The sequence below is a fragment of the Salmonella sp. 32120201201600049SM genome, from assembly GCF_017572835.1.
In the GTDB taxonomy this organism is placed as follows: domain Bacteria; phylum Pseudomonadota; class Gammaproteobacteria; order Enterobacterales; family Enterobacteriaceae; genus Salmonella; species Salmonella enterica.
The window spans coordinates 544,977-566,753 of record NZ_JAGESA010000001.1 but is presented as its reverse complement, the minus strand read 5'-3'; the positions used below and the strand labels follow the sequence as shown (position 1 = coordinate 566,753).

The following is a 21,777-nucleotide window of genomic DNA, read 5'->3' as shown; positions in this document are numbered from 1 at the left end:
TGGCGAAACAACCAGAAATTCCATAAAATTCATTTCAAATATACTTTATAAATTAAACAAAATGCGTAATCACAAGCAGAGCGATCGCGTGCTCAATCTGCCTGCGGGCTATTTTGGCATCGTCCTTGGCACTATCGGTATGGGATTCGCCTGGCGTTATGCCAGCCAGATATGGGCAATAAGCCACTGGCCCGGCGACATCATGGTGATCCTGGCGATGATTATTTGGGCACTCTTGACCCTGGCGTTCCTTAGCCGTCTGGTGCGCTTTCCCCATAGCGTGATGGCTGAAGTGCGACATCCGGTAATGAGCAGTTTTGTCAGCCTGTTTCCCGCCACCACGATGCTGGTCGCGATCGGTTTCGTTCCCTGGTATCGCCCGTTGGCCGTTGCGCTATTCAGCGTGGGGGTCGTCATACAACTGGCGTATGCCGCCTGGCAGACGGCGGGACTTTGGCGCGGAGCGCATCCGGAAGAAGCGACAACCCCAGGACTTTATCTGCCCACGGTAGCGAATAATTTTATCAGCGCTATGGCCTGTGGAGCGCTCGGTTACAATGATGCCGGACTGGTGTTTTTAGGCGCAGGCGTCTTTTCGTGGTTAAGTCTGGAGCCGGTTATTTTGCAGCGACTGCGTAGCTGCGGCGAATTACCGGCGGTGCTGCGTACGTCGCTGGGTATCCAACTGGCGCCTGCTCTGGTCGCCTGTAGCGCCTGGCTGAGCGTCAATGGCGGGGAGGGCGACACGCTGGCGAAAATGCTATTCGGCTACGGTCTGTTACAGCTTTTATTTATGCTGCGATTAATGCCCTGGTATTTATCACAACCGTTTAATGCTTCCTTCTGGAGTTTTTCGTTCGGCGTTTCCGCGCTGGCGACCACGGGGTTACATCTTGGTCACGGTAGTGAATCAGGGCTTTTTCATATTCTGGCCGTCCCGCTGTTTATTTTCACTAACGCTATTATCGCCTTATTGCTGGTTCGTACATTTCTATTGCTGGTGCAGGGGACGTTGCTTATTCGCACTGAGCGCGCTGCACTGTTGAAAACGGAGGAAAAAAATGACCGTTCGTGACGAAAATTACTTTACTGAGAAATACGGATTAACCCGCACGCATTCGGATGTGCTGGCGGCGGCAAAGGTTGTCGCGCCGGGCCGAACGCTGGATTTGGGATGCGGCAATGGCCGCAATAGTCTGTATCTGGCCGCGAACGGTTATGACGTTACCGCGTGGGATAAAAATCCGGCCAGTATGGCTAACCTTGAGCGTATTAAAGCGGCAGAGGGGCTGGATAATCTGCAAACCGACATTGTCGATCTGAATACACTGACCTTTGACGGCGAGTACGATTTTATTCTCTCGACGGTGGTTATGATGTTTCTTGAGGCGCAAACCATTCCCGGTTTAATTGCCAATATGCAACGCTGCACAAAAACCGGCGGGTATAATTTGATTGTTGCGGCAATGGATACGCCGGACTTTCCCTGTACGGTGGGATTCCCGTTCGCTTTTAAAGAAGGCGAATTACGCCGCTATTACGAAGGATGGGACATGCTGAAATACAACGAAGATGTCGGCGAGCTTCACCGCACGGACGAAAACGGCAACCGTATCAAACTGCGCTTTGCTACGATGCTGGCGAGAAAAACGGCCTGAGCGATGCAAGTTCTGTAAGTCTCGCAGCGTTCGGCATTTTTTTGTCGGGCGCCGCGTTCAAATTGTGCTGTCGTTACCATTTTTAGTGCATCCAGAATGATTTCGTTTTGCTATTATTTCCTTTGCATCATTGCGAAGACTAAAGGGATCGTTTCATGCGTACTCATACTTTATTTAAAGTTGCAGTGCTTACTGGCTTGCTGGCGTTATCCGGCTGTGCGTCTAAAGTCACACAGCCGGATAAGTATTCTGGATTCTTAAAAAATTATTCGGACCTGCAGGAAACTACCTCCGCCACGGGGAAACCGGTGTTGCGCTGGGTAGATCCACATTTCAATGACTCTAACTATGACAGTATTGTTTACAATCCGATAACATACTATCCCGTCCCCAAACCAACGACCCAGGTCGGGCAGCAAGTTCTTGATAAACTGCTGGCTTATACGAACACTAAAGTAAAATCAGCAATTGAACAGCGCAAACCGCTGGTCACGACGCCAGGGCCGCGCAGTTTGATTTTCCGCGGGGCGATTACGGGCGTGGATACCAGCAAAGAAGGGCTGCAATTCTATGAGGTAATCCCTGTAGCGCTGATTGTGGCGGGCACGCAAATGGCGACAGGCCACCGGACCATGGATACCCACCTCTATTTTGAGGGTGAGCTGATAGATGCCGCGACCAACAAGCCGGTCGTCAAGGTAGTACGTCAGGGTGAAGGTAAAGACCTGAGCAATTCCAGTACGCCAATGGCGTTTGAGACGTTGAAACAGGTCGTGGATGATATGGCGACGGATACCTCTATGTTTGACGTTAACAAAAAATAATTCTGCGGCGCCATCGTAAGATGGCGCAAACCCCGGCAGATTAGCGGTCACCATCAGCCAGACAACGATGGGCGGCGCGTTCTCGTTAATACTGCGTAGCCTATCCCGCCAGCGATCAACCCCCAGAATGCCGATCCGATGCCCATCAGCGTTAGCCCGCTGGCGGTGACGAGAAATGCGATAACTGCCGCGTCACGCTCACTTTCGTGAGTAAGCGCCTGATACAGACTACCGCTAATCGTACTTAACAGTGCCAGACCAGCCAGCATTTGCACCCAGCTAACCGGCAGGGCGACCATCAGCGCGGTTATCGAACCGCCAAACCACCCGGCAAGTAAATAAAAAACGCCTGCGGCGGCGGCCGCTAACCAGCGACGCGTTGGATCGGGGTGCGCGTCCGGGCTTTGACAAATGGCGGCTGTAATGGCGGCAATGCAGATAGAATAAACGCCAAATGGCGAAAGCAGCAGCGCCAGCAATCCGGTAAAAATCATTAACGGAGAGACAGGAAGCTGATAGCCAGACGCCTTCATTGTGGCGACGCCGGGGGCGTTTTGCGATGCCATCGTCACCAGGAAGAGCGGTACCGCGACGCTCAGGCTTTGAGCGAATGAAAAGTGGGGGGGAACGAAGGTGGGCCACACCGGCGCGAAATGAATACCGCTCATCGCCACCTTACCCTGGATGAGCGCCACCGTTATTCCCATCACCATGGCAGCAATAACGGCATAGCGGGGCGCGAATACTTTAAAGAGTAGCCACGCCAATAGCATACCGCCGCACATGACAAACTCTCCGTTGAGCGTCCCGAACGCCTGCAGGCCGAAGCGTAGCAGTATTCCCGCCAGCATTGCAGCGGCAAGAGAATGGGGGATTATCCGCATCAAACGCGCAAACAATCCCGTGACGCCGCACAGCACAATCAGGGCATTGGCGACAATGAATATGCCCACGGCATCTGGCAACGATAATCCCTGAAGCCCTGTCACCAACAGGGCGGCGCCAGGCGTTGACCAGGCGGTTAAAACCGGCGCACGATACCACAAGGTTAACGTTAGTGTGCTTATGCCCATGGCTATACCGAGGGCGGTCATCCAGCCGGCGATCTCTGCGGGTGTTGCGCCAGCGGCAAGCGCCGCCTGCCAGATAATGGCGGCGGAACTCGCATAGCCGACCAGAACGGCGACCAGACCAGATAATACAGTAGGTAACGGCAGTGATAACAGACGCATGATCGCCTCTTGTGCGTTATAACGGTCAGTCAATGTAGCATTGTGCGTTATAGCGTACAAGTGATACGCTATGGCCTTACAGGGGGGAAAAATGGATAACCTGACACACTATCTGGCGACCACGTTAAGAACGTTACGCCATCAGCGAGGCTGGAGTTTATCGCGTCTGGCGGAGATCTCCGGCGTCTCAAAAGCCATGTTAGGGCAGATAGAGCGTAATGAATCCAGCCCGACAGTCGCAACGCTGTGGAAAATTGCGACGGGCCTGAACGTTCCATTCTCAGTGTTTATTTCGCCGCCGCAGGCCGAATTTCCTCCGACCTTCGATCCCCAGCAGCAAGCGATGGTAATCACACCGTTGTTTCCATGGGATCCTGAACTCTGTTTTGACTATTTTTCCCTATTGCTGGCGCCTGGCGCGGTCAGCGAATCAACGCCGCATAAAGCCGGCGTTGTCGAACATGTGGTGGTGATTCAGGGTCGGCTGGACATGTGTACTGGTGGGGTATGGCAAACCATAGACGCCGGTAAAGGATTGCGTTTTGCCGGTGATATGGCGCATACCTATCGCAATAGCAGTGACCAGACGGTTCATTTTCACTCGCTGATCCATTACCCGCGTGGTTAAGCGGGAAAACTATTTCGTTAGTTTGCGCTTCTGACTACAATAGCCGCCATTTCGCTGCTATTGGATAAGAAAGACTGTATGCGTCAGCAACCTCACTATCTCGAATTATTAAGTCCGGCCCGTGACGCCGCAATTGCTCGCGAAGCGATTTTGCATGGCGCAGATGCCGTCTACATCGGCGGACCCGGTTTTGGCGCACGTCATAACGCCAGTAACAGTCTGCGCGATATCGCCGATCTGGTTCCGTTTGCTCACCGTTATGGCGCCAGGATTTTTGTCACGCTGAATACTATCCTGCATGATGATGAGCTGGAGCCCGCGCAGCGGTTAATCACCGATTTGTACAACACCGGGGTGGATGCGCTGATTGTGCAGGATATGGGCATTCTGGAACTGGATATCCCGCCGATTGAGCTTCACGCCAGTACACAGTGTGATATTCGCAGCGTGGAAAAAGCGAAGTTTCTTGCCGATGTCGGTTTTTCACAGATTGTACTGGCGCGCGAGCTTAATTTGAGTCAGATAGCGGCTATTCATCAGGCTACTGACGCCACGATTGAGTTCTTCATTCATGGCGCGCTGTGTGTCGCTTATTCTGGGCAGTGTTATATCTCTCATGCGCAAACCGGGCGCAGCGCCAATCGGGGCGACTGTTCGCAAGCCTGTCGCTTACCGTATACGTTAAAAGACGATCAGGGGCGGGTGGTCTCTTATGAAAAACATTTGCTATCGATGAAAGATAACGACCAAACGGCTAACCTCGGCGCGTTGATCGATGCAGGCGTACGTTCCTTCAAGATTGAAGGGCGCTATAAAGACATGAGCTATGTCAAAAACATCACCGCGCATTATCGTCAGATGCTGGACGCGATTATCGAGCAACGTGGCGATCTGGCGCGTGCGTCGGTTGGTCGGACCGAACACTTTTTTGTTCCCTCCACGGAGAAAACCTTCCATCGCGGCAGCACCGACTATTTTGTTAACGCGCGTAAAGGTGATATTGGCGCATTTGATTCACCAAAATTTATTGGCTTGCCGGTAGGTGAGGTGCTGAATGTGGCGAAGGATTATCTCGACGTAGAAGCTACGGAGCCGTTGGCGAATGGCGATGGTCTGAACGTGTTGATTAAGCGTGAAGTGGTAGGTTTTCGCGCCAATACGGTGGAGAAAACCGGTCATAACCGCTACCGCGTTTGGCCAAATGATATGCCTGCCGACCTGCATAAAGTCCGTCCGCATCATCCGTTGAATCGTAATCTGGATCATAACTGGCAGCAAGCGCTGACAAAAACCTCCAGTGAGCGCCGTGTGGCGGTTGATATCATGCTGGGCGGCTGGCAGGAACAGCTTATTCTGACGCTGACCAGTGAAGACGGTGTCTGCATCACGCATACGCTTGACGGGGTATTTGAGGAAGCCAACAACTCTGAAAAAGCGTTGAATAACCTAAAAGCCGGACTGGCGAAGCTGGGACAGACGCCTTACTACGCGCGTGATATGCAGGTGACATTACCGGCGGCGTTGTTCGTGCCAAATAGCCTGCTCAATCAGTTCCGTCGGGAGGCGATTGATATGCTTGACGCGGCGCGGCTGGCCCATTATCAACGAGGTCGTCGGAAACCCGTGGCGCAGCCTGCGCCGGTCTACCCGCAAACGCATCTCAGTTTTCTCGCTAATGTCTACAACCACAAAGCGCGGGAATTTTATCACCGTTACGGCGTACAATTGATTGATGCGGCCTATGAGGCGCATCAGGAGAAGGGCGAGGTACCGGTCATGATCACCAAACACTGCCTGCGTTTTGCGTTCAACCTTTGTCCAAAGCAGGCGAAAGGAAATATTAAGAGCTGGAAAGCCACGCCGATGCAGTTGGTGCATGGCGATGAGGTACTGACGCTAAAATTCGACTGCCGCCCTTGCGAAATGCATGTCATTGGCAAAATTAAAAACCACATCTTAAAAATGCCCCAGCCCGGCAGCGTTGTCGCTTCAGTGAGCCCTGAAGCGCTGATGAAAACGCTGCCGAAGCGCAGGGGCGTTTAATTAACGAAAATAGCTTTCTGGTTTGCGCGATTTCTGCCAGTTGTGGTGCTCGCGCAAGCCTTCCGCGGATTCTTCCGCTGCCGCCCGTAATTCATCGCTGTCGGCTTCGTGTCTAAGCTGGTGCCCTCCCGTCGCAAACCATACGAACGCGTGGTCTTGCTGTTTCGCCAGTAACTGGCCTGAAAACAGCGCACAGGTCAGTAAAACTACTGATAACGTTTTTGTAAGCATCATGCCACCTTCCAGTTACGTCGTGAGGCTATGATGCCAATAATTTCTTTGAGTTATTATTCCACACTTCAAATTAGCGAAAACGGTTTGTCAATAAGTGCGATAAGTTGTATGAGAAAATATACTTATACTCAGTATGTCAATTATAAAAATAACGAGCCAATTCGTTCCATAGTAAATCCATTATTCCCTGGGAGTATATATTTAAAGTTATTGTATTAGATGGTTTTGGTATTGCCAGGGGATTGTAAATTCATACTATTTATGGTGTGATCAACTCTGGTGATGTGCCTCATTTTTTGTTGTTTCAACGAGTGAAGATAAATCTTCAGAAAAAAGGCTGTTATGAACTTGTAGCGCTACATATTCAGTAAGCTCGTTTAAACATAGCAGGCCATGAGAGGAACTTTCTTCCAGCATATTCATTAGTATCTCATTCTTAAACAAACATGAATAAACAATTTGAGTAACTGAGCTTTGTGCATAATTTGGTTCAAACGCTGCATTCTTTAAGTTAGTATTCTCAATAACCTTTGCGGCTATTTTGTTTTTGATAGCGTCGTCAATAGCTGTTACACCTGCCTGGGCGATGCCCAGATTAATCCTGGAGGAGATGGCGGCTTTTCTTTCCTGTTCCTTCCAGTCACATAAATTACCCTTTTCTGCCATGGCGATAAGCGTCTCTTCTATATTTTTTAGGTCAACGGGAAATGTTATACCGCCGGATAGCGAGAGTTGTAACCGCTCAGGGAACAAGCAACATAGCGGTTCACAAACATAAGTGCTAGCTTTTATATTAATATCAGAATATCTTTTCAGGTGGGCAGACTGAGTATCAACACAGAGCACTGTTCTATTCATTATCTCATAATAGTAGTGATCCTGACGTATCATAATGCATAACGGAATATCTTCGCCATCTTTAATACAGAGATTTGTATACTGACACTCAGCATCTTTATAGTGCTGAAAATGGAAATTTCCTCTGCATGACGGTGATGATAATTCATATAACGCACAAAATAAATCAAATAAACGTTGCGCGTCAGGCGGAGAGGCAACATCACATAATTCCTTTATATATTGATCGGCAGCGGATCTTCGCGTGCTACAGAAAAAATCTTTAATCTTTTCCCATAGTAACGTAAAGAAGGAGCGTTGAGAGATGGCACTTTGAGAAAACATCTCACTCTTTAAAAATCCTCTCCCGATAGTAATTGGCATAATGTAGACCACAAGTGATTATATGATACTTCATTACTGGAATAGGTGGTATTCGAAATATTATCCCATGTTGCCCATCGGTTTGCCTATCGGTGAAACACCTGATTTTTGCTTTGTCCTGAACCGTCAACATTATTGTTCAATTGTTCAAATCGACCCGTAGCTTTAGTCATGCCCACGCCTCCTGGCCATGAAATATGTCAGATAAAACGAATGAAAGTAAAACGGTTTTCTTAATTCTCACATCATCATGTACTATGAGTAATGATTAATTACGCACTATATTATTTTTAGAGAAAGTAAATTGTTGCTCAACCGTGTACAAATTGTCTTATAAGAAGTTAAACTGAAAGTATTATTAGGCTAACAACAATGAGATATTTGGCTGCAGGGCAGGAGGCCTATGCTGATAGTACTTATGATATAAATGCCTTTACTCTTTAGTTTTTGTCTTAATTATATTTGTTGTAACGATTAGCTGACGGGTTTATTTCCAGTTAGGTGATAAAATTATAAAAACCTGCGAGGAGGCTCAAAATGAAGAAATCAGATGGTGAAATTCACGAAAAGACAGCATCCTGGGGCATTTTGCAGTCAGAATGGCTAAGAAAATGTGGACGGCTATTATTGCTGTTACTTTACCGTTTCGTTATCGGATGGGCTTTTTCCAGTTACTTGCCATGATCGTGGCAGGGATATTTTTGTTAGGCGTCTTATTATTTCATCCCATAATATTTGTACAGACTATCGCAATTACTGAGAAGTTAAATCATGCTTCGCTTGATTTATGGCATATCCTTAAGTTATGCCTGTGGCATTACGGTATCATCGCAGGGTTTATTTTTATGGCGGAGTGTACGTTAAGTAAAAGTATACGGCAGGTTCAGCGCTTGTCCAAAAAATTTGGGGCACAGGATTTTTCTTCACGCCCGTGATCCGCCGCTGCAACCTGCGGTCTTACTGAATAATGGCTATGACCAGCAGACCGAATTATCTCGGTTCGAGGGGGATTCTATGTGTTTGCACAACTGCAGTGAATCGTAATTTCAGTGCATTATCGCCGACAATCGACGTGTTCCTCACTAATTGCCTTCCTGACTATATAGTGGTCTTATCTTTGGCGAAACAATGTTATTTAGTTATGGAAGGCGACAACAACTGTACTATTGATTATCAAATGACCTTTCTGGTCAGGTAGACTCGCCTTTGTGAAAACACATCGTTATCTGTGCTCCTGGGACTCACTCCCTTGCCGCCTTTACGCAACTCGAATTATTTTGGGTATAGAACAGGCAGCGTAATGGTCGTATAAGCAAAATATAACCTCTCCGTTTGTGATAAGGCACAGATTACAGGGGGAATGATGTTTATTTTAACCATCTGTTTAAGCGGTGTCCGCTAATCTTTACCTGCTCAAATACATAATCACCCCTGTGACTCTCGCGAGGTGTAACATATGGTAAAATGCGTATCTTCTTTCCTCCTGTTCAGCCTGTTGTCCGTTCAGGCAATGTCAGCTGAAAACCATATTGATCTCCACCAGCCAAAAGACTTTGTCGATATTACTACGGTCGCCCCCGACGTACAGGTAGACGTGCGATACTTCAGTTCCCATAACTTTATTGGTCGCCCCATTAAAGGCTATAACGCGCCTGTTTGCCTGTTAACACGACCAGCCGCAAACGCAGTGAAGCAGGTCGCCGATCGTTTACGCCCCTTCGGACTTACCTTAAAAATATATGATTGCTACCGTCCGCAAAGCGCAGTGAACGACTTTATCGCGTGGGCCAAAGATCCTTCTCAAAACCAAATGAAAAACGAATTTTATCCGCAGGTAGAGAAAAAGCGTCTGTTTGAGGAAGGTTATCTTGCCGCCAGATCCGGCCACAGTCGGGGAAGTACGCTTGATCTAACGATTGTTCCACTTGACAGTAAAATACCGATATACCATCCCGGACGACCACTGGTGAATTGTACTGCGCCCGCGGCGCAACGCTCGCCAGATAATAGTCTGGATTTTGGTACCGGCTTTGACTGTTTTAGTCCGTTATCCCATCCCGATAATGTCATGCTTACCGCTCAGCAACGCGCAAATAGGTTGTTATTACAAACATTGATGCGTGATGCGGGCTTTACGCCACTGGATACTGAATGGTGGCACTTCTCCCTTACTCATGAACCATACCCGAACACCTGGTTTGACTTTCCCGTTAAGCAGAGACCCTGAAACGGCGTTTTGTTGCGAAATCTAATCATTACGCCTGTTGGAAAGCACCATAACAGTTAGCAAATCGTTGTTAATTTTAACAACTGATATACACTGCGGTTGCCACCTGCAAGCAGCGCTCAATGAGAACGAATAATGAAAAAATATCAACGTCTGGCGGAGCAAATTAGAGAACAAATCGCCTCTGGCGTTTGGCAACCCGGCGATCGATTACCCTCGCTGAGGGAGCAGGTCGCCAGTAGCGGCATGAGTTTTATGACTGTCGGTCATGCGTACCAGTTGCTGGAAAGTCAGGGACGGATTATCGCTCGTCCGCAATCCGGTTATTATGTCGCGCCGCATCCGGTTTGTCGGTCAGTCGCGACGGCAGCGCACGTTATTCGGGATGAAGCCGTAGATATCAATACCTATATTTTTGAGATGCTGCAGGCCAGCCGTGATACCTCAGTGGTGCCTTTTGCTTCAGCGTTTCCCGATCCGCGTCTGTTTCCCTTGCCGCAATTGAACCGCTCGCTGGCGCAGGTCAGTAAAACCGCGACGGCAATGAGCGTCATCGAAAACTTGCCGCCAGGTAATGCAGAATTGCGCTATGCGATAGCACGCCGTTACGCGCAGCAGGGGATTACCGTTTCTCCTGACGAGATTGTCATTACCGCCGGCGCGCTGGAAGCGTTGAATCTTAGTTTACAGGCGGTGACGGCGCCGGGAGACTGGGTGGTGGTGGAGAACCCCTGTTTCTACGGTGCGCTACAGGCCCTGGAGCGATTGCGCCTGAAAGCGTTGTCGATACCCACCGATGTTAAAGAAGGCATCGATCTTATGGCGCTGGAACAGGCGTTACAGGAATATCCGGTGAAAGCGTGCTGGTTAATGACCAACAGCCAGAATCCGTTAGGGTTCACGCTGAGTGCTGAGAAAAAAGCGCGGCTGGTTGCGTTACTCACGCATCATAACGTGATGCTAATTGAAGACGATGTTTATAGCGAACTCTACTTTGGCCGCGAGAAACCTCTGCCCGCCAAAGCATGGGATCGCGACGATACCGTGTTGCATTGTTCGTCTTTTTCCAAATGTCTGGTTCCCGGTTTTCGCATTGGCTGGGTTGCGGGAGGAAGCCATGCCAGACAAATTCAGCGTTTGCAGTTAATGAGCACATTATCCACCAGTTCCCCCATGCAATTGGCGTTAGTGGATTATCTCTCGACACGTCGATATGACGCGCATCTGCGCCGATTGCGAAGGCAGCTTGCCGAACGTAAACAGCAAGCCTGGCAAACCCTTTTGCGTCATCTCCCGGCGGAAGTAAAAATTCACCACAACGATAGCGGTTATTTTCTTTGGCTGGAGCTACCTGAGCAGCTTGATGCCGGTGAACTTAGCGCCAAAGCGCTTGAACACCTTATCAGTATCGCGCCGGGGAAAATGTTTTCAACGTCCGGCGCCTGGACGCGTTTCTTTCGTTTTAACACCGCATGGCATTGGGGAGAACGGGAAGAACAGGCCGTAAAACAGCTTGGCAGCCTGATTCGCGAGATGCTGAGCGCTAAAAGCCTTGTGTGAGGTGGAATGCGTGTCAGCTCACAACCTGACTAAATTTCCCGAGTGTGCCGGGTGAGCATCTGGCGCGCCGTCTATTTTTAGGAAAGCGGCGGCCCGTTCGCCGGAAATCGATTAATGACGATATGGGAAAATGCTATGCAATATCAATTACTGATTAATGGCGTGCTGGTGGACGGCGAGGGAGAAAGGCAGTCTGTTTATAACCCGGCGACAGGCGAGGTCATACTTGAGATTGCGGAAGCGTCGCCCGCGCAGGTTGACGCCGCAGTGCTGGCCGCCGATAGCGCGTTTGCCGAATGGGGGCAGACCACACCCAAAGCACGGGCGGAATGTCTGTTAAAACTGGCGGACAGCATCGAGCAAAACGCCCTTGAGTTCGCCCGGCTTGAATCGCAAAACTGCGGTAAGCCTTTGCACTGCGTAATTAATGATGAAATTCCGGCAATCGTGGATGTCTTTCGCTTTTTTGCCGGCGCGGCCCGTTGTTTGAGTGGGCTGGCGGCGGGCGAATATCTGGAAGGACATACGTCGATGATCCGCCGGGACCCGATTGGCGTGGTTGCCTCTATCGCGCCGTGGAATTATCCGCTCATGATGGCGGCCTGGAAGCTGGCGCCAGCGCTGGCGGCAGGTAACTGCGTGGTGATTAAGCCTTCTGAAATCACGCCGCTGACGGCGCTTAAACTTGCCGCTCTGGCGAAGGATATCTTTCCGCCGGGGGTGCTCAATGTCCTGTTCGGACGAGGGCAAACTGTTGGCGATGTATTGACCGGCCATGAAAAAGTACGCATGGTCTCTTTAACCGGTTCTATCGCGACCGGGGAACATATTCTGCGCCATACTGCGCCAGCGATAAAACGTACGCATATGGAACTCGGTGGTAAAGCCCCGGTGATTGTTTTTGATGACGCCGATCTGGATGCGGTGGCGCAAGGCGTCCGGACTTTTGGTTTCTATAATGCCGGACAGGATTGTACTGCGGCGTGTCGTATATACGCGCAGCGCGGTATCTATGATGCGCTGGTCGAAAAGCTAGGGAACGCGGTGAGCAGCCTGAAAATGGGCGCGCCGGAGGATGAGTCGACAGAGCTGGGGCCGTTAAGTTCGCTGGCGCACCTGAAGCGCGTCACAGCGGCAGTAGAGGAGGCGAAGGCCCTCAGCCATATCCGAGTGATTACTGGCGGAAGTCAAACGGAAGGTAAAGGTTACTATTTCGCTCCGACGTTGCTGGCAGACGCAAAACAGGAAGATGCCATCGTGCAACGCGAGGTCTTCGGCCCGGTGGTCAGTATAACCGTCTTTGATGATGAAGATCAGGTTCTGAGGTGGGCCAACGATTCTCGCTATGGTCTGGCATCCTCCGTCTGGACTCAGGACGTTGGGCGGGCGCACCGGCTTAGCGCCAGATTGCAGTATGGCTGTACCTGGATTAATACCCATTTCATGTTGGTTAGCGAGATGCCGCATGGAGGGCAAAAACAGTCGGGATACGGCAAAGATATGTCATTGTATGGTCTGGAAGACTACACCCTTGTCCGCCACATCATGGTTAAGCATTAAGGATCATTTACTGTTCAGAAAAATCGTGAAAAAATAGGCGGGTGTCGGCGGAGAGGGGGACCTCCCCGCCAACATGCGCAGCAAGTACTCAAAGGTTGAACACCTCAAGCAAACCAGCCGAATCTCAACGAGATCAGACCCAAAAGTCCTGCAGCAGCAAAGACATTAATCAGCACGACGGTTTTACTGGAAACATTCATTTTCGCCACCTTTCATCATAACCCCTATGGGTATAGTACGGGTTGGCGAGATCCGCAATAATACGTAAACAGGATATTCTGTGAGCGGAGCCGTGCATTGAGAACGTTTTGCTGTTAAGGCTGATAAACCTTGATGTGTGTCAAATAAAAAGAGCATATTGCGCGCGTTTTTTCCTCTGGTTGGCGCGGATGCCTGATATGACCCTCTTTCAAAAGATATTAATTTTTTACGCCGTCATGGCGGTGATATCATCCCTGATCACCTGGTTTTTGACTCATGACAAAAAACGAATTCGTTTCCTGAGCGCCTTTTTGGTTGGCGCGACATGGCCGATAAGTTTCCCCGTCGCATTGCTGTTTTCGCTTTTCTGACCTCAAGCCCGATACAGGTTACCGGGCATGGTTTTTCCGCCAGGTCAGGCTATCAGGGCAATTAATTGCGCTCTGTCTACGTTGGTAACGTCCTGCGGATGCCGATATCCTGCGTTCTCATTGGCCAGGGTATACAGCGCAACAAGCCAGTCATAGACATAGCGGCTGGCGGCGTGAACGGGCTGTTCGTCAAGCTTTGTTAGACGCAACATTGTCGAACGCGGTGTTGCGGCGAAAATGGCTGCGCCTTTCTGAACGCGGCTGGCCGGGCGTTGGGCTTCCTCGATATTGGCGTAGCCGAGCCAGGCGATGAAGTTACCAATGATGGCATGAAGCTGCGCGCCGCTAACCTCCTCGCGCTGCATGGTTTTCTGTAACTGCTGAGGTAAACCGAGGCGATAGCTGGCGGTAATTAAAATCTCCGCCACGGCGTTGAGCATCTGCGGTTCCAGTCCCAGACGCTGCGCATTATCCCGGCAGTGGGCCCACTGGCGCAGATGATTGATCCACATTTTGTGCGCCTGATAGCCTGTTTCATGACCTTCTGACGCTGAAGCGCGCGTTGGTTCGTCGGCAAAGAGATCGATCGCGTCATTAAATAAACCGCTGACCTGTTCTTCTCGCGACTGTCGGGTGCGCAGCAACGCTTCGAAATTCTGTACCGGCGGTAACAGCCCGGCCAGCAGGTCGCCATGTCTGGCGGCCTGGGCCTGAAGACGCCGGATCACGGTTTCAACCGGTAGCCGGGCGTCATCAAACATCGGTAACAGATCGCGCACGCGGCCTCGCAGTTGTTCGCGTAACGCCTGTAAGCGCGCCTGTCGCTGTGGTGCCGATGTCGCCTGCGATAACCACTCCACCAAACGCTGCATACTGTGTTTATCCAGCGCCTGCAACGTTCCCCAATGCACGCCAGGTTTACCCATCAACTGCTGGACGGCCTCATCCAGATTTTGCTGGGTGGCAAAACGGGCATCCTGTGGAGTAATAGCCCAGACGACGCCGGGTAACGCTGATTCATGCTGCGGCTGCGTGGCGTTAACCCACTCCAGTAAGTGACGGGCGGCAGTGGACGTTTGCGAGCGAGATGCCAGAGCATTGCAAATCACCAGAACATCGGGCTGTATCTGCTGACGGTAATGGGCCAGCATCCAGCCTAATTTCGCCCGCCATAACGGATGAGGATGACTGTCTGGCGCGACCGGAATATCCAGTAAATCAACGTTATCCAGTACGCTATTTTCAACGGTTAGCACCAGTTCGCGGGTAAGCAGCGCCAGAGAATCAAGCGAAAGGCTGACCGCATTGAGCAGTCGGCCTTCCTTAACCGGATGCACCACCACATCGCTTTGCGTATCGCTGGCGGTTAGCGCCATTTGCGTCAGGAAGTTTTCCGCCGGTAAGCCAAAATGATCGACCAGCAGGCTGAGCGGCGCCGCCAGTTCCCCGGCATGGCCGGTTTGTTGCAACATATGCGCCAGCGCCAGCCATTGCTGGGTGATCTCCGGCTGCTCTCCCCACAGTAATGCCCAGGCGTGCGCCCGTGTCGTGAGATCCAGCGCAGGCAAGAGCGAGGCAAAGTGTTGCCATGTCGCATCATCAATATGTTGTCTGGCGGATGGAAGACAAGAGCGCCAGAAACTCGCGATGGTCGCTACCTCTTCAGCGGTAACGCCGGGGACGGGCTGCGGTTGGCGAAGCGATTGCCATTTCTCCAGGCGTGATGTGATAATGGATTTTTCGACCTGGCGACAAACGGGGGACGAGCTGGTCCAGGCAATAAAGATCTGCACCAGTTCGGCTTCACTGATCAAGCGCAGGCGCAACGGCCAGCCGCTCTCGTTTGAAAAAATGTCGCGCGTAAAGCGAATAGCCATATTCGCTGGCGCATGACCCGGGTTGATGTGGCTGAAATAATCATAGTCACGGTCCGGCGTGATAATTTCCAGCTTGCCATTCTCGTTACCGCATAGCGTCGTTAACAGATGCGCTTTTGCGGATTGCGCATACCCGTACAGACCGACGCAGCCATGTGATGCGCAGGCGGCGTTGAGCGCTGACTCATCCGCCGCGGCAAGCGTAAGTTGCGCCAGCAGAGCGTCGGCTTCGTCATCCAGCCGCGTTGCGTAACGGCGCGTGTTGTTAACCCACTCGATAACAGCCTGGGTGGCGTTTAACGGTTTTGTCATTTCAGGTATACACTCCCGCTATCTATCCAGTAGTGGCTGCCGCTGTGGCGGCGGTCAGCCAGCGTATTCAATTTTAATGTCAGCGCATCGGCGGCGACCGGCGTCCCGTCCTGGAGCCAGGCATCACTTAATATGAACGATTCCGGGGCGCTATCTTTGCTACTGCCGCGTAATTTCAGTCGGACATTCAGTACGCCGTCGCCAGCGATGGTTTTCGCCAGTTCGGCGGAATTAATGCTCAGGCAATAGAGTGGGGTCGCAGGCCAGCGACTGTTCGCCAGTTGACGAAAGCCCAACGTCACGTTGCCGCGTAGCGGAAAATGCAGGCGAGCGTCCAGCGTTGCGCCGGGTTTATCCAAATCGATTTCGTGATACCAGATATTTTCATCGCGAAGGGTATTAACGGTATTATCCAGTACGCCGAGATAACGTACAGTCGAATACGCGCCGATATCAGCCGCTTTAAAATTGAAACGCGGCAGACGTAAGTCCAGCGCCAGGCTGCATAACATCGCGCCCACCGCGGCAGTGGATTTTGGATTGCCGATACGCCCTTGCTGACTGAAGGGATACCATTCATGTACCTGATACTTATCCATCCACACAATGCGATTAACCGGCACCGGTTGTAAGTGCCGGATGAGCGCCTGTACGCCGGGTAAACAGGTCGGTCTCCCCGTCACCAGCAAGATATCGCAGTGATAGTGGGAGATCGCTTCGCAGACCGCATGAAGCGGCGTTGTCAACGTAAACTGACCGGCCAGCAGAGCCTCCTGAAGCTGGCTAAACTGGATTTGCAACGGCACATTGAATATATCAAATATCGGCGAACCAGACGGTAAGGCATGATCGATCGCCTGCTGGATATAGTTCATCACGTTGCTCGTTGGGCGGCGGATCAGCAGATCGCCAAATGTTGCATGTAAACCAGCAAACGGATCGTTAATGTCGCTTTGCTCCCAGGCGGAAAGTACCGCATGGCCCAGCGGCATAAATAATTGCAGCGCCGTTTGCTGGCGCAAAATGGCCTGAGTATCAATTCGTCCCGAATCGCCAAATAAGGTCGCCAGCAGGGCGGCGGCATCCGTAACGCCTGCCCGTTGCAACGCCGTTTGCAGGGAAGGGAGTACGCAACGCTGAATGATATCCAATAGCAGATCGTCCCCGGCGACTTTAAAACCTTCGCGAAACAGGAGGTGAGGCGTAATTTTTACATTGGCCCTCACGCCGTCATCTAACTGATAGTGAACGATCGCCATATCCGTCGTGCCGCCGCCGATATCAATCGATGCCACGCGCAACGCGCGTCCGGGGACGACGCCGGGTTCAGGCTGGCGATCCGGTCTGGCGAGTGCATTAAAAAAGGATTCGGTACGCCCGGCGTAATGCGAAATGGCTTCGTTATAAAGCCATACCAGTTGGCCGCAACTTGCTTCGTCCCATTCCATCTGTATTTCTGGTACCGGCACCACGCTTTTTTCACGCTGCTTAGGCGTGGTGAAATCCTCATCCTGCGGATGCCAGCCCATGGCTTTCCAGACCAGCGCCAGCGCTTCAAACATTCGCTGGCGGAAAATTTCTCGCTCCTGTTTCGGCATGGCGGAAGGCAGCGTTAAAATCAGGGTACGTAGCTGGCGCGGCGAGGCGGGAAAGCCGAGCCGCAGCCGGGTGGCGACGCTGTTAATTTGCCCTAGCGCCTGAGCCAGAATTTCGCACAACATATGCGTCATCAAGGTGCTACGGCTGTATTGCGGCGAAAAAACCGGTAGCCTTTCTTCATGCGGCAGGCGGAATAACGGCTGTCCGTCGTCGTTCATCAGATTCATCAGCGGAAACGCGGTGGCAAGCGGTTCGCGCTGCGTTTTACCGTGGATCTGGCTAAAACGCCAGTCCTGCAAGGCGGGGGTTTCATCCCACAGGTAGCGGCGCGGGCTGGAGATGCCGCTGCTGCCTTCGGTGCCCACACGCTGCATAGCAAGGGCGCGAGCCTCGTCGCCCACACGCACAATGGAAGGCCAGACAAAGGCGTCGTCTCGTCCGCTTTCGACAGAAAAGTGTTGCTTGCCAAAGCGCGCTTCTGAGAATTCTACCCGGCTGGTAAATAAAGGATCGTTCAGATACTGCGGCTCGCTTAAAGAACGCACCTGAAGCTCTGCCGTCTGGCGTAACCCGTCATTCGCATCGCCATGATCCTCGATCAAGACGCCGCAGGTATGCGTATTGCCGACATCCAGAATCAGATCGACCGGGATTGCGGGCGTGCTTAACGTATGTGTCACAAACTTTACTTCCGGCACCGTAAGCTGTTCGCCTAACAGCGTCAGTAAATTCAACCAGTGCGCCTGATACTCAAAGCTACGCAGCGCTTGTTGTATGGCCTGTTCCGAACGGTTTTCCACCTGTGAGGCATACTGAAGAAACGACTCGCGCAGCCAGCCGTCAATCCATGTCTGGTCAAGAAAATCGGCAACTTCTTCATCGCGCCAGGCGAGCGCAAAACGTGTGCCATTGAGCAGATCGTTTTCGCAAGGCGCCAACGCCGCAGGCATATTTTTTGCCAGTTGACTGTCGAAGGCGAGGGTGATGCGGTGTGTGTTTCCGGCGCTATCTGGCTCGCTGAGTTTACGTACCTGAATGCGCGCCCAGTTATCCGGCCCGTCAATAAAGGTACGCGGCGGATTAAAACGCAGGAACGGCAGGGGGAGCCAGATTCCGTCGAGTACATCCAGAGAATAGTGCAGCGTCTGAGTGCTTTCCGGTTTCACGACTTCGGGTTGGCCGCCAGCACGTCCAGGCAACGTGTAGCGCCCGCTGGTCAGATCAAAATCGAGGCGCAGTAGCGGGCCGTTTGCCGTTTTGCGCACAAAACGTCCGTAGTGGGCCGACTCTTGCGGCGTTAAGCCAAAATCAAGAAACTGGACGCCGCTGTTTGCAATGAGCGTGACGCTCTGTTTGTAATCACACAGATTGACCAACATAAAATCAGGCACCTATCTTTTTAAACGTCAACGGAATTGCCGCGTGGTCGCCATAACGGGCGGTACAGGTTGCGACGTCATTGACGCCTGCTTTACAGGTAATTTCCGGCATCGGATAACGTGAGCCGTCGGTGCAGCGCGCATTGCCGCGACTTTTAATCATCAGCTCGCCCGTTTGATGCAGACCAGAGAAAATTTCCGCCCGACAAACCACGTTATCGCCATGTACTACGCGCGCGATACCTTTGTTATTTTGGATCTGATAACGCAGAGAGGGCGGCTTGCCGGTAATCGGATCTTTGGCATCCACGCTGACCCGCCAGCTACCGTTTAAAAAGCGCGTGGTTCCAAGCTTCATCTGCGTACTGTCCATCACCAGCGCGTCTTTGGGGATAGCGGCAATGATAACAGGCGCTTCCGGCAGCGGCGCCGCTTTGGGGGCGGGCGTCACCTCAGCGCGATGCAGCGGCAAATGCGCGGTGAGTTCAGGCAATGGGGTAACGTCAGTTTTCGCGGTAGCGACAGGCGCGGCGCGAACAGGAGAGGCCCCGTCAACGGATGAAGATGGCCAGAAAAAAGGCGTGGCGACGGCGGCGATAACCACGGCAGCGACAGGTAAGCTCCACAGCGGTAGACGGCGAGCTCTTTTCGCCTCAGCAACCGGGATGGGTGTGGCCGGCTTCGGCTCGCTAACGATAACGGGCGGCGCAACAGGTTCCTCCGGCATTTTCGGCGGCTCAATGACAGACGTTAACAAAGGTTCATCCGCCTGACTAAATGCCGCCTCTACCAGCGGCTTTGCTTCGGGTTCCGGCTCCGGCTCGACCAGCGGGATGTCAGGGATTGCCTCGGTTATCCGCAGGCAGTCCAGCACATCATCGCGTGTATTTTCGTTGAGATTAACGAATCCCCAGAAGGTGATAACCGGTTTGCCGTTAACCAGGAAAACATGATTTTCGCCGGGAAATTGCGTCGCCTTCTCAAGTAGCGAACCAAATAGCTGGAGCGCTGTTTTACCGGATTGCAGACTTTTGCGACTGAGTGCAGCCGCGCTTTCAAAAGTGCTGGCTAAATAACGTAAAGCCCGAGAACGTGTCTCTTCGTCAGCCGCTTTCCACGCTATCGCCTGACCTTCAATCGGCGAATACCAGTCAACCCGATCGCCATTATCGTTAAGTTGCGGAATCGCCAGACAGTCAACCATCGCCTGCTGTTTACGCAGACGAAGCGTTTCGCGAATTTGCAATGCTGATTCAAATACGGCCTGACCGCCGCCGCCCACGGCCTGATAATCATCCAGATTGCCGCTGCGCAAGAGAGATTTTGCCACGTTGTTATCCCTTAGACTTCTTCACGCGTCTACTTTACGGGGTCTATACGCAAGCAAACGGCGGAAGAAAGGCAAAAAGGCGCGAATTCTCGGTCTATTAAGCCCCGTGTTTTCACTTGACGTAAGTTAAATCAGAGTGGCGGCGGCGAATGACCGCATCGGGCGACAATAACGCGTATAATAGGCGAATCATGCTATTACAGAATAAAGAGTAGGAGAGCTTATGTCGCACCTGGAGGAAGTGAGCGCCCGCGTGGATGCCGCCATCGCGGAGAGCGTAATTGCCCATATGAATGAATTGCTGATTGCCTTGAGCGATGACGCTGAATTACGTCGCGAAGATCGTTATGTGCAGCAGCAGCGTTTACGCACGGCTATCGCGCATCACGGCAGGCAATATCAAGAAGATCGGGACGCGCGCCGCGAACAGCTCACCAAAGGCGGCACGATCCTGTAACCCATTAAAACTGGCGCTTCGCAATCAGCCATGCGCCAATGACCAGCAACAGCGCGCCAAACGCCGGCCTGACCATTGCGCGTAACGTGACGCCGTGGCTACGCGCAATATCCAGCGCCAGTCCGCCGATTAACTGACTGGCGACCAGTACCGCGATAGTCGTCGCGGCGCCAACGTTCTGATACCCGCTAATGCTGGCAAATACAAAAAATGACCCCAGCAAACCGGGGATCAATGTCCACCAGCGCACGCTGGCGACCAGCTCGCCGAAGCCCGTAGCGCCTTGCTTAAACCACAATATCGTCACAAATAAAACGATCCCTACCAGCGAGTTCAACAGCATAGCGATCAGAATCGTCGATGATGTCTGCGTAATACGCACCATAATACTGTTTTGTACCACCAGCCCGACGCCGGCGGCGATCAAAAAGATAAGCGTCAGCGACTGGTTCATCAGCAGGCGTCCGGCGCGGCGTGTTCATCAAGCTGGAGCTGCATAAACGTAAGATCTAACCAACGGCCAAATTTTACGCCGACCTGCGGCATTTGCGCGGTGACGGTAAATCCCAGCGAATGATGCAGGCGTATCGAGGCGGCATTCTGTGACTCAATGCCGGCTACCATCACATGCTTGCCGCAGCGTCGGGCTTCGTCGATCAGTCTGCTGAGCAGCTTTCGCCCCAGTCCTTTCCCCTGGTGCGCCGGATGAACATAAACCGAGTGCTCGACGGTATAGCGAAAACCGTCGAAACTGCGCCAGTCGCCAAATGATGCATAGCCAGTCACCACGCCATTTTCTTCGCTTACCAGCACCGGATAGCCCAGTAATTGACGGGCCTCATACCAGGCAAGGCGATTATCCGTATCGACCGTCCGATCGTTCCAGATGGCCGCAGTATGTAATACCGCATGGTTATAGATTTCGGTAATCGCGGCGCAGTCTGCTTTATCGGCAAAGCGAATCGTCATAGGGAACCCCAGGGAATATTTACGATAGTGTTAGAAATACTATTGAAGGCGGCATAAATCAACGAATTAGCGCAAGAATTCATATTTAGCGAGAG

20 protein-coding genes and 1 pseudogene are annotated in these 21,777 nt (G+C 51.9%); 12 read left to right on the top strand and 9 right to left on the bottom strand.

The features are described from left to right. The first annotated feature begins 61 nt into the window (after positions 1-61). From tehA to J4650_RS02800, 3 genes are all read left to right on the top strand, one after another. Positions 62-1,075 carry a dicarboxylate transporter/tellurite-resistance protein TehA gene (gene tehA / locus J4650_RS02810; protein WP_001243996.1) on the top strand — a complete coding sequence of 338 codons (1,014 nt, stop codon included), beginning with the start codon at positions 62-64 and terminating at the stop codon, positions 1,073-1,075. Continuing rightward, the gene (tehB, locus tag J4650_RS02805; RefSeq protein ID WP_000218277.1) at positions 1,062-1,658 is read left to right on the top strand and encodes a tellurite resistance methyltransferase TehB; all 597 of its coding nucleotides are present in this window, start codon (positions 1,062-1,064) and stop codon (positions 1,656-1,658) included. Before tehA ends, tehB begins: the two co-directional genes overlap by 14 nt. 155 nt (positions 1,659-1,813) lie before the next feature. Further along, positions 1,814-2,482 (top strand): DUF3313 domain-containing protein, encoded by a 669-nt coding sequence (locus tag J4650_RS02800; protein ID WP_001259025.1) that lies wholly within the window; start codon positions 1,814-1,816, stop codon positions 2,480-2,482. Between the two features lie 53 nt (positions 2,483-2,535). Here the strand turns inward: J4650_RS02800 and J4650_RS02795 are convergent, their stop codons facing one another. Then, positions 2,536-3,714, bottom strand: a complete 1,179-nt coding sequence (locus J4650_RS02795) for a benzoate/H(+) symporter BenE family transporter (RefSeq protein WP_001238501.1) — start codon at positions 3,712-3,714, stop codon at positions 2,536-2,538. A gap of 91 nt (positions 3,715-3,805) precedes the next feature. Here J4650_RS02795 and J4650_RS02790 point away from each other — a divergent pair, with 91 nt between their 5' ends. Together J4650_RS02790 and J4650_RS02785 are read left to right on the top strand one after the other, a co-directional pair. Beyond that, on the top strand, positions 3,806-4,342 hold the full coding sequence (locus J4650_RS02790) for an XRE family transcriptional regulator (protein WP_000369553.1): 537 nt from the start codon (positions 3,806-3,808) through the stop codon (positions 4,340-4,342). A gap of 78 nt (positions 4,343-4,420) precedes the next feature. Continuing rightward, positions 4,421-6,385, top strand: a complete 1,965-nt coding sequence (locus tag J4650_RS02785; protein ID WP_001249753.1) for a U32 family peptidase — start codon at positions 4,421-4,423, stop codon at positions 6,383-6,385. On the opposite strand, the gene J4650_RS02780 is transcribed toward J4650_RS02785, so the two are convergent. Both J4650_RS02780 and sifB read right to left on the bottom strand, forming a co-directional pair. Then, on the bottom strand, positions 6,386-6,616 hold the full coding sequence (locus tag J4650_RS02780) for a DUF2554 family protein (RefSeq protein ID WP_000956438.1): 231 nt from the start codon (positions 6,614-6,616) through the stop codon (positions 6,386-6,388). It lies immediately after the preceding gene. Positions 6,617-6,889: 273 nt separating this feature from the next. Beyond that, a complete protein-coding gene (gene sifB, locus J4650_RS02775; protein ID WP_001122931.1) occupies positions 6,890-7,840 on the bottom strand; it encodes an SPI-2 type III secretion system effector SifB in 951 nt (316 codons plus the stop codon). Positions 7,841-8,377: 537 nt separating this feature from the next. On the opposite strand from sifB, the pseudogene J4650_RS02770 reads away from it, so the two are divergent. The 5 genes and pseudogenes from J4650_RS02770 to patD all read left to right on the top strand — a co-directional run bounded on the left by J4650_RS02770 (position 8,378) and on the right by patD (position 13,187). Then, positions 8,378-8,775: pseudogene (locus J4650_RS02770) on the top strand (D-alanyl-D-alanine dipeptidase). A gap of 32 nt (positions 8,776-8,807) precedes the next feature. Beyond that, entirely contained in the window at positions 8,808-9,038 is a 231-nt protein-coding gene (locus J4650_RS02765; RefSeq protein WP_031619381.1) for a hypothetical protein, read from the top strand. 258 nt (positions 9,039-9,296) lie between these two features. Further along, positions 9,297-10,067, top strand: coding sequence for a M15 family metallopeptidase (locus J4650_RS02760; RefSeq protein ID WP_023994282.1), 771 nt, complete (start codon positions 9,297-9,299; stop codon positions 10,065-10,067). A gap of 135 nt (positions 10,068-10,202) precedes the next feature. Next, entirely contained in the window at positions 10,203-11,627 is a 1,425-nt protein-coding gene (gene ycdR, locus J4650_RS02755; protein ID WP_000760688.1) for a GntR family transcriptional regulator YdcR, read from the top strand. A 114-nt stretch (positions 11,628-11,741) separates the two neighbouring features. Then, the gene (gene patD / locus J4650_RS02750; protein ID WP_000158093.1) at positions 11,742-13,187 is read left to right on the top strand and encodes an aminobutyraldehyde dehydrogenase; all 1,446 of its coding nucleotides are present in this window, start codon (positions 11,742-11,744) and stop codon (positions 13,185-13,187) included. A 104-nt stretch (positions 13,188-13,291) separates the two neighbouring features. Here patD and yncL read toward each other — a convergent pair whose 3' ends face one another. Beyond that, the gene (gene yncL / locus J4650_RS02745; RefSeq protein ID WP_001103198.1) at positions 13,292-13,387 is read right to left on the bottom strand and encodes a stress response membrane protein YncL; all 96 of its coding nucleotides are present in this window, start codon (positions 13,385-13,387) and stop codon (positions 13,292-13,294) included. Positions 13,388-13,585: 198 nt separating this feature from the next. Here yncL and J4650_RS02740 point away from each other — a divergent pair, with 198 nt between their 5' ends. Then, a complete protein-coding gene (locus tag J4650_RS02740; protein ID WP_000171943.1) occupies positions 13,586-13,759 on the top strand; it encodes a GhoT/OrtT family toxin in 174 nt (57 codons plus the stop codon). Positions 13,760-13,803: 44 nt separating this feature from the next. Here J4650_RS02740 and srfC read toward each other — a convergent pair whose 3' ends face one another. From srfC to srfA, 3 genes are read right to left on the bottom strand one after another with little or no spacing between them, the layout of a single operon-like run. Further along, complete coding sequence (srfC, locus tag J4650_RS02735; protein ID WP_023993281.1) at positions 13,804-15,948, bottom strand: virulence-associated effector SrfC; 2,145 nt, start codon at positions 15,946-15,948, stop codon at positions 13,804-13,806. Beyond that, entirely contained in the window at positions 15,945-18,926 is a 2,982-nt protein-coding gene (locus J4650_RS02730; RefSeq protein WP_023993280.1) for a virulence factor SrfB, read from the bottom strand. The genes srfC and J4650_RS02730 overlap by 4 nt, the downstream gene beginning before the upstream one ends. 4 nt (positions 18,927-18,930) lie before the next feature. Continuing rightward, positions 18,931-20,256, bottom strand: coding sequence for a virulence-associated effector SrfA (srfA, locus tag J4650_RS02725; protein ID WP_023993279.1), 1,326 nt, complete (start codon positions 20,254-20,256; stop codon positions 18,931-18,933). Positions 20,257-20,479: 223 nt separating this feature from the next. On the opposite strand from srfA, the gene J4650_RS02720 reads away from it, so the two are divergent. Beyond that, positions 20,480-20,713 (top strand): YdcY family protein, encoded by a 234-nt coding sequence (locus J4650_RS02720; RefSeq protein WP_000018720.1) that lies wholly within the window; start codon positions 20,480-20,482, stop codon positions 20,711-20,713. Between the two features lie 4 nt (positions 20,714-20,717). Here J4650_RS02720 and J4650_RS02715 read toward each other — a convergent pair whose 3' ends face one another. Further along, positions 20,718-21,167 carry a DMT family transporter gene (locus J4650_RS02715; protein ID WP_023993278.1) on the bottom strand — a complete coding sequence of 150 codons (450 nt, stop codon included), beginning with the start codon at positions 21,165-21,167 and terminating at the stop codon, positions 20,718-20,720. Continuing rightward, positions 21,167-21,682: an L-methionine sulfoximine/L-methionine sulfone acetyltransferase gene (gene mddA, locus J4650_RS02710; RefSeq protein ID WP_000155373.1), complete on the bottom strand. Its 516-nt coding sequence runs from the start codon at positions 21,680-21,682 to the stop codon at positions 21,167-21,169. Before mddA ends, J4650_RS02715 begins: the two co-directional genes overlap by 1 nt. Between the last annotated feature and the right edge of the window lie 95 nt (positions 21,683-21,777).